This is a genomic window from Pseudomonas sp. 1 R 17, from assembly GCF_900067035.1.
GTDB lineage: Bacteria > Pseudomonadota > Gammaproteobacteria > Pseudomonadales > Pseudomonadaceae > Aquipseudomonas > Aquipseudomonas marginalis.
The window spans coordinates 1-13922 of the sequence record NZ_FKLB01000041.1; the positions used below are offsets into that span (position 1 = coordinate 1).

The 13922-nt window shown below is 54.8% G+C and carries 13 protein-coding genes and 2 pseudogenes; 7 read left to right on the plus strand and 8 right to left on the minus strand.

Features of this window, described 5'->3' with window-relative positions:
• Positions 1–103 precede the first annotated feature (103 nt).
• From BFP99_RS32805 to BFP99_RS14495, 3 genes are all read left to right on the plus strand, one after another.
• Positions 104–436, plus strand: a complete 333-nt coding sequence (locus tag BFP99_RS32805) for an IS66-like element accessory protein TnpA (protein ID WP_003173944.1) — start codon at positions 104–106, stop codon at positions 434–436.
• On the plus strand, positions 433–768 hold the full coding sequence (gene tnpB, locus BFP99_RS33615; protein WP_003177794.1) for an IS66 family insertion sequence element accessory protein TnpB: 336 nt from the start codon (positions 433–435) through the stop codon (positions 766–768). Before BFP99_RS32805 ends, tnpB begins: the two co-directional genes overlap by 4 nt.
• A gap of 81 nt (positions 769–849) precedes the next feature.
• Complete coding sequence (locus BFP99_RS14495) at positions 850–2379, plus strand: IS66 family transposase (RefSeq protein ID WP_042944682.1); 1530 nt, start codon at positions 850–852, stop codon at positions 2377–2379.
• Between the two features lie 17 nt (positions 2380–2396).
• On the opposite strand, the gene BFP99_RS14500 is transcribed toward BFP99_RS14495, so the two are convergent.
• Positions 2397–2855: a winged helix-turn-helix transcriptional regulator gene (locus BFP99_RS14500; protein ID WP_003429427.1), complete on the minus strand. Its 459-nt coding sequence runs from the start codon at positions 2853–2855 to the stop codon at positions 2397–2399.
• Between the two features lie 96 nt (positions 2856–2951).
• Here BFP99_RS14500 and BFP99_RS14505 point away from each other — a divergent pair, with 96 nt between their 5' ends.
• The 4 genes and pseudogenes from BFP99_RS14505 to BFP99_RS14515 all read left to right on the plus strand — a co-directional run bounded on the left by BFP99_RS14505 (position 2952) and on the right by BFP99_RS14515 (position 5204).
• Positions 2952–3899, plus strand: coding sequence for an aromatic alcohol reductase (locus BFP99_RS14505; protein ID WP_065947525.1), 948 nt, complete (start codon positions 2952–2954; stop codon positions 3897–3899).
• A gap of 362 nt (positions 3900–4261) precedes the next feature.
• Positions 4262–4570: pseudogene (locus tag BFP99_RS33430) on the plus strand (RAQPRD family integrative conjugative element protein); the annotation flags it as partial.
• Positions 4571–4600: 30 nt separating this feature from the next.
• Positions 4601–4840: a TIGR03758 family integrating conjugative element protein gene (locus BFP99_RS33435; RefSeq protein ID WP_065926203.1), complete on the plus strand. Its 240-nt coding sequence runs from the start codon at positions 4601–4603 to the stop codon at positions 4838–4840.
• Between the two features lie 46 nt (positions 4841–4886).
• Positions 4887–5204, plus strand: coding sequence for a TIGR03745 family integrating conjugative element membrane protein (locus BFP99_RS14515; protein WP_242001102.1), 318 nt, complete (start codon positions 4887–4889; stop codon positions 5202–5204).
• Positions 5205–5430: 226 nt separating this feature from the next.
• On the opposite strand, the gene BFP99_RS14520 is transcribed toward BFP99_RS14515, so the two are convergent.
• The 7 genes and pseudogenes from BFP99_RS14520 to BFP99_RS14555 form a co-directional block, all read right to left on the minus strand.
• A complete protein-coding gene (locus tag BFP99_RS14520) occupies positions 5431–6000 on the minus strand; it encodes a TetR/AcrR family transcriptional regulator (RefSeq protein WP_065926205.1) in 570 nt (189 codons plus the stop codon).
• Between the two features lie 117 nt (positions 6001–6117).
• Positions 6118–6954: an enoyl-CoA hydratase/isomerase family protein gene (locus tag BFP99_RS14525; RefSeq protein ID WP_065926206.1), complete on the minus strand. Its 837-nt coding sequence runs from the start codon at positions 6952–6954 to the stop codon at positions 6118–6120.
• A 522-nt stretch (positions 6955–7476) separates the two neighbouring features.
• A pseudogene (locus tag BFP99_RS14535) lies at positions 7477–9311 on the minus strand (tyrosine-type recombinase/integrase).
• A 529-nt stretch (positions 9312–9840) separates the two neighbouring features.
• Positions 9841–10743 carry an alpha/beta hydrolase gene (locus BFP99_RS14540; protein WP_065947528.1) on the minus strand — a complete coding sequence of 301 codons (903 nt, stop codon included), beginning with the start codon at positions 10741–10743 and terminating at the stop codon, positions 9841–9843.
• 10 nt (positions 10744–10753) lie between these two features.
• A complete protein-coding gene (locus BFP99_RS14545) occupies positions 10754–11785 on the minus strand; it encodes a fatty acid desaturase family protein (RefSeq protein ID WP_176719694.1) in 1032 nt (343 codons plus the stop codon).
• Positions 11786–11824: 39 nt separating this feature from the next.
• Complete coding sequence (locus BFP99_RS14550; protein ID WP_083221183.1) at positions 11825–13561, minus strand: fatty acyl-AMP ligase; 1737 nt, start codon at positions 13559–13561, stop codon at positions 11825–11827.
• 101 nt (positions 13562–13662) lie between these two features.
• Positions 13663–13920 (minus strand): acyl carrier protein, encoded by a 258-nt coding sequence (locus BFP99_RS14555; protein ID WP_065926209.1) that lies wholly within the window; start codon positions 13918–13920, stop codon positions 13663–13665.
• Between the last annotated feature and the right edge of the window lie 2 nt (positions 13921–13922).

A 13922-nucleotide genomic window follows, 5' to 3' on the forward strand; every position in this document is an offset into this window, starting at 1 on the left:
GTAACCGTCCGAGCAACACATCTTCCTGATGCCATCGGTTAAGGCGATGGTGTCCACCTAAATTTAAGTGGACACCATTTTTAGCCTTTTTAAGCGGACGCCCATGCCACAAGAACGCCGTTCCTATTCCAAGTCCTTCAAGGCCCAGGTCATTACTGAGTGCGCCCATCCTGACACTTCAATTGCCAATGTCGCCTTGACCCACAACCTCAATGCAAACCTCGTCCATAAATGGATTCGGGTGCATGCGCAGAAAAACCTGGCACTGCAAACTGCCTTCATCCCGGTCAAGACTTCGCCGCCGGTGCCGATGCATCAGGCCCTTCCTGCCACGATCCGAATCGAAGTGCCGCATCCAAAAGGTGTAGTCGTGGTGAGTTGGCCAGCAGAAAATGCAGCGGCGTGTTCTGCTTTCCTACGAGACCTGCTGCGATGATCCGCGTCGATTCCATCTGGCTCGCCACCGAGCCCATGGACATGCGCGCCGGCACTGAAACCGCGCTCGCACGAGTCGTGGCGGTGTTCGGTGCGGCGAAGCCGCACTGTGCCTATCTGTTCGCCAACCGCCGCGCCAATCGAATGAAAGTGCTGGTGCATGACGGCGTGGGGATTTGGCTTGCCGCCCGGCGTTTGAATCAAGGACGCTTCTTCTGGCCGGGTGTGCGACACGGCTCCGAAGTTGAGTTGGATGCCGAGCAACTTCAGGCCCTGGTGCTCGGTTTACCTTGGCAGCGCGTCGGTGCAGGCGGAATCATCTCGATGCTTTAACATCTGCCATGGCGTGCTTGCCAGCGCAATTGGCCCATCAGTCTATCGTCGCCATCAGCCCTCTCTGGCAAAATCGGCGGCATGACTTTGCATCCAAATCTCGATCAATTAAACCCTGAACAGCTGCGTGCCCTGGCGGCGCAGTTGATCCAGCGCGTCGAGACAATGGACAAGCAAATCACTCATCACAAGTCGGTCAACGAGAAACTGGCCCACGAGATCGCGCTGCTCAAACGCTTCAAGTTTGCCAAGCGCAGCGAGCAGTTGAGCCCGGATCAAGCCAGCCTGCTCGACGACTTGATCGATACGGATATCGCCGCTATCGAAGCCGAACTTGAGGCGCTGCAACCGGCACCTGTCGAAGCCAAAGTGCGCCAGCAACCCAAGCGCGCACCGCTGCCACCGCAGTTTCCTCGCACACTGATCCATCACGAACCGGACAACAGCCACTGCCAGTGCGGCTGCGCCCTCAAGCGCATCGGCGAAGACGCCAGCGAAAAGCTCGACTACACGCCCGGCGTATTCACCGTCGAGCGTCACATCCGTGGAAAGTGGGCCTGCGAGCAGTGTGAAACGCTAATCCAGGCGCCGGTACCGGCGCACGTCATCGACAAAGGCGTCCCGACCGCAGGCCTGCTGGCCCACATCATGGTGGCCAAGTTCGCCGACCATCTGCCGCTGTATCGCCAAGAGAAAATCTTCGGCCGCGCCGGGCTGCCCATCGCCCGTTCGACACTGGCGCAGTGGGTGGGTCAAACCGGCGTACAACTGCAACCGCTCGTGGAAGCACTGCGCGAGGCAGTGCTGGCCCAGCGAGTCGTCCATGCCGATGAAACACCCGTGCAGATGCTGGCACCGGGTGAAAAGAAAACGCACCGAGCGTATGTCTGGGCCTACTGCACGACACCATTCTCGGCACTGAAGGCGGTAGTCTACGACTTCAGCCCGAGCCGTGCTGGCGAACATGCGCGCAACTTCCTGGGCACTTGGAACGGCAAGCTGGTCTGCGATGGCTTCGCAGGCTACAAGGCCGGCTTCGAAGGGGGCATCACCGAAATCGGCTGCATGGCCCATGCTCGCCGCAAGTTCTTCGACCTGCATGTGGCGAACAAAAGCCAACTGGCCGAACAGGCGCTGCACTCAATCGGCGGCCTATACGAGGTTGAACGAAAGGCCAAAGAGATGAGCGATGAAGATCGCTGGCGATTACGTCAAGAAATGGCGATTCCTATCGCGGAGAAGTTGCATGAGTGGATGCTGGCTCAGCGCGAACTTGTGCCCGAGGGCTCGGCCACAGCCAAGGCTCTGGATTACAGCCTGAAACGCTGGGTAGCGCTGACGCGCTACCTCAATGATGGTGCTGTGCCCATCGACAACAATCGGGTCGAAAATACGATCCGGCCTTGGGCCCTTGGCCGTTCGAATTGGCTCTTCGCCGGATCACTGCGCAGCGGTAAACGAGCGGCGGCAATTATGAGCTTGATTCAATCGGCACGCATGAATGGGCATGATCCGTTCGCGTATCTCAAGGATGTACTGACGCGGTTGCCGACACAGAGGGCCAGTGCAATTGACCAATTACTACCGCATCAATGGGCACAGGGCTCCTAACACGCTATGAGCTACATTCAGTCCGACGCGTCTGAATCTAATGGTGTCGATGGAGGTATTTGCCATGCGGGTTTTTTGTCATCCTGACTGTCGAAAATACGCCGCGCCTTGCGGAAATCCTCAACGTTCTCGACAACCCAAGTCCAGATAGGTGACATGCGGATCAACAGTCCCATACCCAGCGGCGTCAGCTCATACTCGACACGTGGCGGAATCTCACCGAACTCCCGCCGAACCACTAGCCCATCCCGCTCCATGGAGCGTAGCGTCTTGGTTAACATCCGCTGAGTCACCCCAGTCATCTGCCTTTTTATTTCGGCATGGCGCATCGTGCCGTAAACCCCCAGGGCATGCAGAATACCTAACGACCAGCGGCTACCTGCGTGAGCAAGCACTTCTCGTCTGACGCCATCATCGTCTTCTCTAAGCGTTCGGCAAATTGTTTCTGCCTGGCTGAGAGCCTCCTGATCGGTCATTTCATTCTCTGGTATCACAGGTGTGCCTTCTTACGAACGTTGCCTAATCGTGCAAGCATTTGTTCATCTTACAGGCAACAGGTCTCAGGAGAAATCATGACCGAAGTGACCCAGCTTTCCCCCCAATCCATTCTCGTTCTAGGCGCCGGTGAGCTTGGGCTGCCGGTTCTGCGCAATCTTGCGCGAGTAGCAAAGCGCGCGCCCGGCTCCACAATCAGCGTCCTGCTCAGGGATTCGACCATCAACACTCAGGTGCCCGAGAAAAAGGTCGAAATCGATGAGCTTCGAGGTCTTGGCATCCAGATGGTGGCCGCAGATCTCGTGAATAATTCAATCGATCAGTTGGCTGAAGTGTTCGCACGGTTCGATACCGTAATAGGCTGCGCAGGCATGGTTGCAGGCCGGGAAACCCCGATGAAGCTGGCTACAGCAGCTCTCAAGTCCGGTGTGAAGCGCTACTTTCCTTGGCAGTTTGGTGTCGACTTCGAGGTAATCGGTCGGGGCAGTCCTCAAGATCTGTTCGATGCTCAGCTTGATGTACGCGAATTGCTTCGCGCCCAGGATAAAACTGAATGGGTAATCATCTCGACGGGTATGTTCACCAGCTTTCTATTCGAGCCAGTATTCGAGGTGGTTGACTTCGAAAACGATACCGTGAACGCGCTAGGCAGTCTTGAGACCAGCGTGACGCTCACGACTCCAGAAGACATTGGTGCGTTGACAGCGGAAATTGTTTTCTTCGAACCTCGCTTCCGCGATCAGATTGTGTACCTCTCGGGAGATACAGTGACGTACGGAGAGGTTGCGAGCCTCCTCGAACGTGTACTGGGTCGCCCGTTCAAACGTAACGTGTGGACTGTTCCGTACTTGCTCCAAGAATTGGAGAGAGACCCAACGCATCACATCAAGAAGTACCGCGCTGTGTTCGCCCAGGGCAGAGGCGTGGCCTGGCCTAAAGCAGGCACTTTCAACGCGCAGCAGTCGACTCAAGTCACGACCGCTGAGGAGTGGGCCCGTGCAAATCTGGCAACCTCATCAGCATAAGGGCAGTAGCTGAACGAACGTTCTCGCGCTCGGAGTTGACCTGCTAAAAAGCTCCTCAGTCTGATAATGGGCGCTGATAACCGAAGCTAAGGCGCGGAGAATGGGTCTGGTAATCCAAGACGACCGAATCTTTATCTTATCCGCACCATCTGCCGAGGTCTGAGGCGTCCCACTTCACTATCTATTGAGTTTTCTAAGCGCGAATTCCGAACCACGGTGACTTAACCAAGCGCTTACTAAAGCCTTGCAAATGAGCGTGGTTTTGAGGAGCACGGGGGAGAATGGTGTGGTCAAGGTGTGTCTGCCGGACGCTTACAGCCAAAGATGCAACATTTACTCCTGTTTTTCAGGGATTTTAGTAAATGTTGGGATATCGAGGTGTTCACCAATGGCATCAACATTTACTGGCCATCGGCTTAACGCTGACGTCAGTGCTTTGGCCTGCTTCCGGCACAGCCACAGAGTCTGCTCGTCTATCACTGTTGCTTCGCCATCTAAACTTAATTGAAGGCCTAGCCGAAGACAGCGCCCGCCTACCCCGTGACGAAACCTCCCGCTACCACTTCGACTACAAACGCCTCCGCAACGACGTGCAACGTATACGCCAAGGCGTCCAGGACCACCTGAGCCCCCAACGTGCACAACCGCGCGATCCCTTGCCGTTGCAGGGAGACTATCGTCAAGACACGGAGGTGGCCCCCATGAGCCTCAGCGCCGATCAGGCGTCAGCCTTCCTGGCCCATGGCGGTTTCACACACGACGCGAGTGCCACGTTGCTGCTAGGCATGGTGTTCGCCGTACTGCTGGTTTGGGGCGTATGGGCATTACGCACAGCCTATGTCGGTTGGGCTGAGCACAAGCTGAGCCAGCGGCAGCTGCTGGGCGTCGCGGTGCGATTTGCCGTGATGTATGTGGTGCTGACCTATTTCCTGCTGTCTTGAGAGAGGTTGTATGAAGCACTTCGATCAAGGTCTCCCCATTGTGTACATGGCAGGTGTGGCTGCGGTGTTGCTGTCACCCACCTGGGCGCTAGGCGGGCTGCCATCACTGGAAGACCCGTCGCGCGGTACCGGGGATAGCATTCTCACGACGCTGCAGAACTACGGCTACGACATCGTAATGCTGGTGGCACTGCTGGTAATTGCCTCCATGTTTATCGGGGTCTGCTACCACGCCTATACCACCTATTCGGAGATCCACGCAGGACGTAAGACTTGGGGACAGTTTGGCCTGACCGTAGCGGTGGGTGCCCGATTGCTGGTGGTCGGTATCTGGTTACTGACCCAGGCCACCGGAATTCTCTAGGAGACAAACATGCCGAGCGAATCAAGGCAGGATCAAACTCTGACTTTTTTGCCCCATCGACTGAACCGGCAGCCGATCCCCGGGATAGCTGACAACAGCAACACCATGCTCTAAACCTGCGGCACAGGTCAGGCTTTGGCGGACCGGAGTGCATGGAGTCTAACTGGGGATGATCCAGCCTACCTCGCTACCGTCATGAACTGGTTACGCTGGATGTCGATCCTGCCTAGAGCTCCTTGAGTGCCGTCGCGGTGCCTGAGAGGATTTCGTCGGACAGGCCCCCGTCGCCGATTGCTCGCGCCATGGCAAGGGCACCAACCAGTGCACTGAGTACCAAGCAGGCGCGAAGTCGATCACCAGCGGCGTCCGTACCCGGCGTCAACGCGGCCAGAAGCTCGATGTACTGCTCGACCTGACGTCCATAGGCCGAGCGAGTTCGGTCATCCGCGCGCGAAATGCCCTCAGCCAACCCGGCCACTGCGCATCCGGCTTCAGGATGCGCGCGGTGGGCTGGACTGAGGTAATCGTCGACGATCGCTTCGAGCGCCCGTCTGCCGCCTTGGCCGGACGTAGCCACAGTCCGTGCACTTCCCTGAGCCAAAGCGCGTTCCACCGCGGCACCGACCAGTTCATCTCGAGATTCGAAATGACGGTAGAAGCCGCCGTGCGTCAGGCCGGCTTCCCGCATCAGCTCCGCTACTCCGAAACCGTTAATGCCACTGCGGCGCATTCGAGCCGCAGCGATGTCGACAATTCGATCGTGGCTTGCCGCCTTGTCTGCTTTCGAACTACCCATGAATGGGACACTCCTCCCGATGCAACACTAGTTATATCCTAACGATTTTGGTAACGATCCAGTTCAAGCGAATATACGCCAAGGCTTCGACCCCACTCTTTGGCGCTGCAGTTGCTGTTATCGGGTTTCGGTACTGAGATTGCCGAGGTGATAACCCATGCGTGCCTCGAAATCAAGACCCACTTCGTCGCGCTTTTGCGCGATTCGTGCTCCCCGCTCATGGACAGTCGGCCAAGAGAACGCATTAAGGAAAGCGTCCTGTGTCTGCATCAGGTCCTCCGCGGACGGCAGGGTTCTACGATTGATCAGCTGCTTCGCCTCGGCGAGCGCAGGTTTGTCGAAGGACGCGATGCGCCTAGCGAGGTTGTCGACGAAGGCGTCAAGCTCGTCATCGGGGAGTGCACGATTCACCCACCCGTAGTTCGCTGCCGTTGCTGCGTCGAAATCGTCGCTGCCGAGAACGATTTCGAGCGCCCTGGCCCGTCCGACGAGGAGTGGCAGGCGCTCGGTTCCGCCACCACCCGGAAAGACGCCTGCCCCGACCTCGATCTGAGCGAAGATCGCGCGCTCCTGGCTGGCAAAACGCATATCACATGCCAGAGCAATCTCAGAACCCCCGCCGCGCGTGCGACCTCGAATCGACGCAATGGTCACGACCGGGGAGATGGTTAACCGTGTCGTGGCATCGACGAATGTTGGCAGACCGGTCGGCCCCGGCGTCAGGGGAAAATCGGCAACCCGGGAGACGTCGTAGTGATTAACGAAGAAGTCCGGGTCAGCACTATCGAACACGACCACCCGCAACGTGTCATCGGACTCGATGAGGCCGACGATCTCCTGCAGCTCTAGGAGGGTCTCCGGATCGCACAGGTTGATCGGCGGATTGTTGAAGGTCACTCGCCAGTATCCCGGCGCTGCCTCGGTAATCATGAACTGGGTCAGTGGAGCATTCATTCGAAAGATTCCTTCGTTCTAAGGCGCTGGGCGCCGGAGGTGTCGGGGGCGCAGACCATCTGGTCGCTGACAATGAGGATGATGCTCATCATCCTCATTGTCAAGACGCGACCGCATCGAGGCCACCGGGCAACCGTTACGGGAGTTTGGGGAAGCGGAGCGGCTCAACAGCTCGGCGCTTCGATAGCGTCGATCGAATCGCCCATGCAGATACTCGGCAATCGTTGGGTTAGCGAAACCGGTCGGCATTGCTGCATGAGCGATGAGCGCAGGCACGCAGGAAACCGGAGAGACGACAGCGTTGCCGAGAACCGGGCCGACCTGCCATCGCTTGATAAGGGCGCCATAGAGCGAAAACGTCAGGCCCTGTAGCACAAAGGGTGCTGTTCCGACAGGTGACAAACGCTTGTCTTGGAATGTGTTGTAGATAAACAGAATAAATTCCACGTATCCTGGAGCAGCCCTCGCCAGATGCACTCAAGCCAGCGGCTACATCCGTTGTCACCGCTCGAAGACAGCACCTCAGCTCGAGCTCAGGGTCCTGCAGACAATCCGCATGGTAATTTCGAAATTATCCATGGTGAGCCCATCGATTGGCGAATGACCCTTTAGCCGCTCATGAGGTTTACACAGCGTCCGATAAAGCCTCCATGCATCCACATCCGGAGACCGCGCTAATACCGTGAGCACCAACTTGTGCCGTAACGCATCAAGCTGCCAGTCCGGAATGCGCTGACCACGATTCCCCAAGCTCAGGGACAGAAGACGTCGAGCCTTAATATCCCGATTGATCTGATCGCGGGATTTGCCTGCCAGTCTGGCGAAGACCAGCAGCGGCAAATTACTCGAAGCTTCAAACGTGGCCAACATTTCGGTCCGTTCACGCTGGGCTTCAGACACGTGAGATTTGTGAGGCTTTTCAGTCTGTATTGGAACGGGCACGACAGGCGATTGGTTGGGCCTCATGGGGCCTTTCTCGCTACCTACCAGCATCGTCGATGAGGTCGCCGCAGCAAAGTTGCTGCTGTAAAGAACGACATTTCCCTTAGAGTTTTCCAGTAAGGGCAGCGAGGCTGCGCCCTACAAACGAATAGTCAGCGGAGAGCTTGCTGCTTTCGGCTTACCCTGCCCCCAAAGGTCCAATCTATTCGCCCAATCCTGCATCATGGTCCGACGTTGCTCGACGTATTCCGCGTGGTTGTAGGCCGCACTCACCTTGCCTGAATCGGCATGAGAAAGCTGCGCATCAACCCATACCTTGGGGTAGCCAATCTCGTTAAGCGCCGTCGAAATCGTGGCCCTCATCCCATGCCCGGTGAGTTGATCGGCATACCCCATTCGACGCAACGCCCCATTCAAGGTGTTCTCGCTAATGCGCTTGCTTAGGTCGCTCCGGTGCGCTAACAAATAACACTGCGCGGGGACAACTTGACTCAGCATCTCGCGCACGATTTCAAGCGCCTGGACCGACAATGGCACGATGTAAGGCGGTATGTTTGAGGTCTGCTTCCCCGCCCTGCGCATCCCCATCTGAAGCTGTTTCACCACTTCCGGCGGGATGATCCACAACCGCTGCCTTAGATCAAACTGGTCGGGCGTCGACAAGCGCAACTCGCCGGTACGCACCCCCGTTAGCAGCAACAAGCGAAGACCTAGGCGTGTTTGGTTCGCACCACCGTAATCTCGAAGCGCGGCCAGCAATGTAGGCAGCTCGTCCATACGAAGAAAGGGATTATGTGCGACAGGGGGTTTCGGAAGCGCTACCACATCAAGGTCCGACGCAGGATTCTGGTCAAGCCCCTCCACCTTCACCAGGGCATAGCGGACAATTGCTTGAACCAGGTCCGACATTTTTCCGCTGTCGTTAACGCCTTGCGTTGTTCGATTCCGCTCAGGAGGTGCATCAGGTCGTGGCGATTGATGCCGTAGATGGACCGCCTGCCGAGCGTTGGCAGGAGGTCTTTTTTGAAGATTCTCAATATCTGCGAGAGTGTGCTCTGGCGCCCCTCCTTCAGGCTCAGCATGCGGAACTCCACCCACTGATTGAACACGGCCTCGAAGGTATGCTCTGCCGCAAAACGAACAGCACGGCGCTGTTGCTTACGGTGCTCATAGGGATTGATGCCTTGGGCGACCAAGGCTCGCGCCTCGTCACGTCGGGCACGGGCTTCTTTGAGGGAGATTTGTGGGTAACAACCCAAGGACATGCGCTTCTGCTTGCCTGCCCAGTAGTAACGGAAGAGCCAGACTTTGCCGCCTCTGGCCGTCACATTGAGAGTGAGACCATCACTGTCACCGAGGGTGTAGCCATTACCGGTGATTCGGGCATGCCGAACTGTCATTTCTGAGAGTGCCATCGCGAGCTCCTGAACAGAGTCAGGGCCAGATACTCATCTCGCTGCGCAAACTGCTCCAGCAACAAACCGATTCAGGGCATGTCCGGATTCTGGACTTAATCCTGGACTTAAACGCACCGGATAGTACTGGATTTCAGTGGTTCCCGCCGGAACGAAAAAAAGGGCCTAAAGGCCCTGATTTCAATCACTTACAGAATTCAGTGGAACTCTGTAGCGCAATATTTGGAGCGGGAAACGAGACTCGCATCTGGCGTCAGACCCATTGAAATCTAAGGGGTTTATTTTCTTGCCGAAGCAGGAAAAGACTCAAATCTGGACTTGTTTTTGAGGTGTATCAAGAGCCTGTTATCACGGATACAGTATGCTATGTCCGGAGATGTCCAAATCTGAAAATGCTTTGCCATTGATCCAACCAATCACTTCATGGGTAGAAACAGGCAAATAACAACAAAGTTATAACCTTCTGTCGTCTTTGATTCTCCTACTAGCTAACGCGACGCCACCCTGAGGACGGCGTCAAGTTCCGGTTTCAGCTGGTTAGCAAGGCATCACACAACTGCTCAAGGGCCGAGGTGGAGCGAATAATGCCACGATGCCCAAGGCCCGAGGTTAATATTAGCTTGGCACCTGGCCAAACTTCGACGAGCAATTCGCTCTCGATTTTATTGACGTAAGTGTCGTTGGTATCATGCAACGCGACCAATGGAATGGACATGGCTTCGGCTCCCCGGTAAGCGCTGTAAAAGTCCCAGTTTTCACCTTGCAACTGATAGCGGTCGAGCACGACGGACGACAAGTGCGCTTGCATGGTCCGGGTCAGCCGCAACTGAGCCGACACTTTCTCGAACACACCATAGAAACTGGAAGGCGAACTGATCAGCCCGAGGCGCTTGATGGGGAGGCCGGCTTTCACAGCATTAACTGCGGCAATTCCGCCAAAACTGTAGCCAATTACGCAATTGATACTGTCATACAGGCCGACCATGTGCGTAATGCATTCCTTAAAGTCCAGCATATCCGCTTCATCGCCTCCGGATTGACCGTGAGCGACCGCATCGAAAGCCGCAACACACAGTCCGCGACGGGTCAGCAACTCGATCAACGTGCGAAAATGCGACGCCTTCGACTCCCAGCCATGCGCCAGAAGAACGTCTGGGCGCTCTCCTCCCCACAGGTAGTACTTGCAAGAAACGTCCGATTTGATCGCAAAGTCCCCTGACACCGATGCGCTTACAAGGAAGCGATCCCTAGGATCGTTATTCTTGCGACGCGGTTGAAACAAAAGACTCTCCATTTTTCTTTTTGTGAAGCCAGGCGCGCAAATCTCACTGAATTTCATCGCAGTGCGAAATAACTTAAGCGGCAGCGTGCCGTTAAACTCAGGCGCATTGAAATCGCCATAAGATGCGGTAATTTTATCTTTGTAATTCACGATGACTCTCCTATTTTAAATCGCATCCATAAGGCATGTTTATTTCTTCATAACGAATGAAACGCTGCCTTTTTTCGTCCCATAAATGACACGACAGATTGCTTGTAATATCGGCTATACGCCAGGTTGTCCGATGCACTTTCGCAATCCCCTCAATAGCCGACATCGCCGCCGGAAGGTGATAAAAAGGCACCTTTGCATTGACGTGATGCACTTGATGATAACCAATATTGGCCGTCACCCAGTGCCCCAGCCGGCACATACTGAAGAACGATGTACTGTCGAATGCCGCATCCAAATAATCCCATTCTGCCGTCGCGTAAAACTTCGCGCCCTGAAAGTTGTGCTGAGCATAGAAAAGGTAGCTCCCCACTGCAGTGGCAATCAGTAGCGACGAGATATAGAGGAGCACACTCAGGCTGCCCGCGAACTGATAAAGCCCTAGCAGCAATACGCTATGGAGAAGCACAGACATGAAGGACGTCCAGCAGCGGCGAAAATCAATGAAGCCTCTAGCGAGCGTCGGCAGCACGAAGAAAACCAATAGCCCCAACACCATCGATAAACCGGAGCGCCTGAGTTTGTACAGCGCCTTCTGCCTTGGCGAAAATGCGGCCCATTGCTCAGTGTTCACAACCATGAAGTAGCCGGACAGGTAGCTCTCGGCCATTGAGTTCGTACCAAAATTCAGAATCGAGTTGGTACGGTGATGCTCATCGTGACTACGCGTCCATTGTGCCGGCGGAAAGAAGATGAAAAGTCCAAAAAAACCCAGGATGGCTTTAACTATAATGTTTGTATTTTTCAACAACGCGCCATGGCAATAGTCGTGATAAATCACAAACAATCTAATATTCAACGCCACAGCCGCGGCACACCCCAATATGCTAAGAATGATATCATCCGAGAGCGCAATCACGGAATAAGCAGAAAATAAAATTACCACCGTGGATATCAGGCAGAAATATGAGTACCCAATCCGCTCATGAGCAAAACCTTGAACAATATCAAATAACTTTCGCTTTTCTGATGAACTGAGCACGTTATTCTCCACTGTCACCCAAGTGTTTCAGCTGGCCGCTCATGCTTGAGCACCCCGAAATTTTCCTTGTATATAGTCTTGACGAACTTGAAGTCTTTTTATCTTACCGCTGGTAGTTTTGGGGATATGTGATTGGTCTACGCAAATCACTTCATGGGGTCGAATCCCGTGCACGGTGAAGCAGTGCTCCTTGATCATCGATTCAAGTGTTTCTACTGAATAGACATGGCGCTGTGAACGCTCAATCTCCTGAATAACGATGAGTTGCTCACCCTGCGCCTCAATGGAAATGGCGGCTCCCGCATCTGCTTTGAAAACACTGGACAGCGCCTGAACGGACCCTTCGATATCTGATGGGAAATAGTTTTTCCCATTGATGATGATGACCTCCTTCAAACGCCCGGTAATGAACAGCTCCTGCGCATCAAAAAATCCGTAGTCACCTGTTCTCATGAATGGCCCTCGCCCATCCTCGGTCATGGCCTGGAAAACCACCTCGCTTTCTTCGGGACGCTGCCAGTAACCCTGAGCAACGCTTGCCCCTGATACCCAGATTTCACCCACATCCCGATCATTCAAAACTCGGCGGCTCTGGGGATCCACAATCAAGACTTCATTGCCCAATACTTGCCCGGAACCGACTACCGTCTTTACGTCAGGCCGTTCGACAACAGGCACGGCCCGCCCTAGAGAGAGCTGCTCGCTATCGATAGTGATCTGCTGATGCACCTCACGGGGGCTACCACCGGTAACGAAGAGTGTCGATTCAGCAAGTCCGTAGCAGGGATAAAAAGCTTCGTGACTGAAACCGTATGGCGCGAACTGCTCGGAAAATGACTTGAGTGTCTGCGCATGAATAGGCTCAGCGCCGTTAAAGGCAACCCTCCAGGAGGAGAGATCAATACCTTCCATTTGCTTGCTGTTGGAGTGTTTAGCGCACAATTTGTAGGAAAAATTTGGCCCGCCGCTGGACGTTGCGCCGTACAGCGAGATTGCCTGGAGCCAGCGCAACGGCCTGCGCAAAAATGTCATCGGCGACATGATGTTGGCGGTAAAACCTGCAAACATTGGCTGAATAATGCCGCCCACCAGCCCCATGTCGTGAAAAGGCGGTAGCCAACTGACGACAGAGCTATGGGCATCATGCTCGAACTTACGATAGATGACCGTGGAGTTATGGAGCAGATTTTGATTGGTGACGATGACGCCTTTGGGATTTCCCGTAGACCCAGAAGTGTATTGCAAGAAGGCAATCTCACCTGGACTTATGACATGACGTGGCTCGACGTCCGAGTTAGCCACTTCATCGACGACAATAATCCTGAACGTCGTGTGTGTGAGCCCCTCTTTTTCCAGCCACTGGAGCAGAGAGTCCTTCAAAGCAGAGGTGGTCAGAATATACCGAGGATTGCAGTCCCTAATGATGACCCGCAGCCTTACATGTTCGGAGTGCGAAACCATTGGGTAAGCTGGCACCGCGACGATCCCGGCGAAAATGCATGCATAAAAGCTTGATATATAGTCGAACCCTGATGGGAATAGAAGGATAGCCCGCTCTCCGCCATCGCCTACGTCAAAGTGCCCGGCGATAGACCGCAGGCGTGCGAGCAGTTGACCACAGGTCAACGTTTCGCAGTCATCCAAACCATTGTTGAGGAAGCGATAAGCAATACTGTCGGACTGGTGAATACCTCGCCACTGACACACTTCAACTATAGATTTTGCAAAACAGCGTTCTTCAGTATTCGGAATGTTATAAAAATTTCTGTCGGTCACGTTGACCCCTCCTTCCTTGCCGGGTACTTATGGAAAATAGTACGCCACCCATGCCACGTCGCAGGTCGGCGATGCATGACAAACGGGTGCTAATCCCAAACTCAATTCAGCGCCATGAACGCTTTCAGTTCACCAACAGTCTTGAATGAGAACACCTTCGACTCCGGAATTTCAACGCCAGAGTTATCCTCCAAATAGCCCACAAGTTCAAAGATTTCAACCGAGTCCAGGCCCAAAGAAGGAATAAGCAGACTCATCAGAGACTCTTCGCCCTCAAGCGAATCAAGAATGACAAGCGACTCCGAGCGAATGTGGCCAACAGCCTCATAAAGAAGATTAAAAAACTTGCAATTACCCACGC

Bases quoted from the DNA above. Each gene is read 5' to 3' on its own strand.
- BFP99_RS14515 (WP_242001102.1), top strand. From the start codon at position 4,887: ATGGCAGGTGTGGCTGCGGTGTTGCTGTCACCCACCTGGGCGCTAGGC.
- BFP99_RS32805 (WP_003173944.1), top strand. From the start codon at position 104: ATGCCACAAGAACGCCGTTCCTATTCCAAGTCCTTCAAGGCCCAGGTC.
- BFP99_RS14520 (WP_065926205.1), bottom strand. From the start codon at position 6,000: ATGGGTAGTTCGAAAGCAGACAAGGCGGCAAGCCACGATCGAATTGTC.
- BFP99_RS14505 (WP_065947525.1), top strand. From the start codon at position 2,952: ATGACCGAAGTGACCCAGCTTTCCCCCCAATCCATTCTCGTTCTAGGC.
- tnpB (WP_003177794.1), top strand. From the start codon at position 433: ATGATCCGCGTCGATTCCATCTGGCTCGCCACCGAGCCCATGGACATG.
- BFP99_RS14525 (WP_065926206.1), bottom strand. From the start codon at position 6,954: ATGAATGCTCCACTGACCCAGTTCATGATTACCGAGGCAGCGCCGGGA.
- BFP99_RS14500 (WP_003429427.1), bottom strand. From the start codon at position 2,855: ATGACCGATCAGGAGGCTCTCAGCCAGGCAGAAACAATTTGCCGAACG.
- BFP99_RS14495 (WP_042944682.1), top strand. From the start codon at position 850: ATGACTTTGCATCCAAATCTCGATCAATTAAACCCTGAACAGCTGCGT.
- BFP99_RS33435 (WP_065926203.1), top strand. From the start codon at position 4,601: ATGAGCCTCAGCGCCGATCAGGCGTCAGCCTTCCTGGCCCATGGCGGT.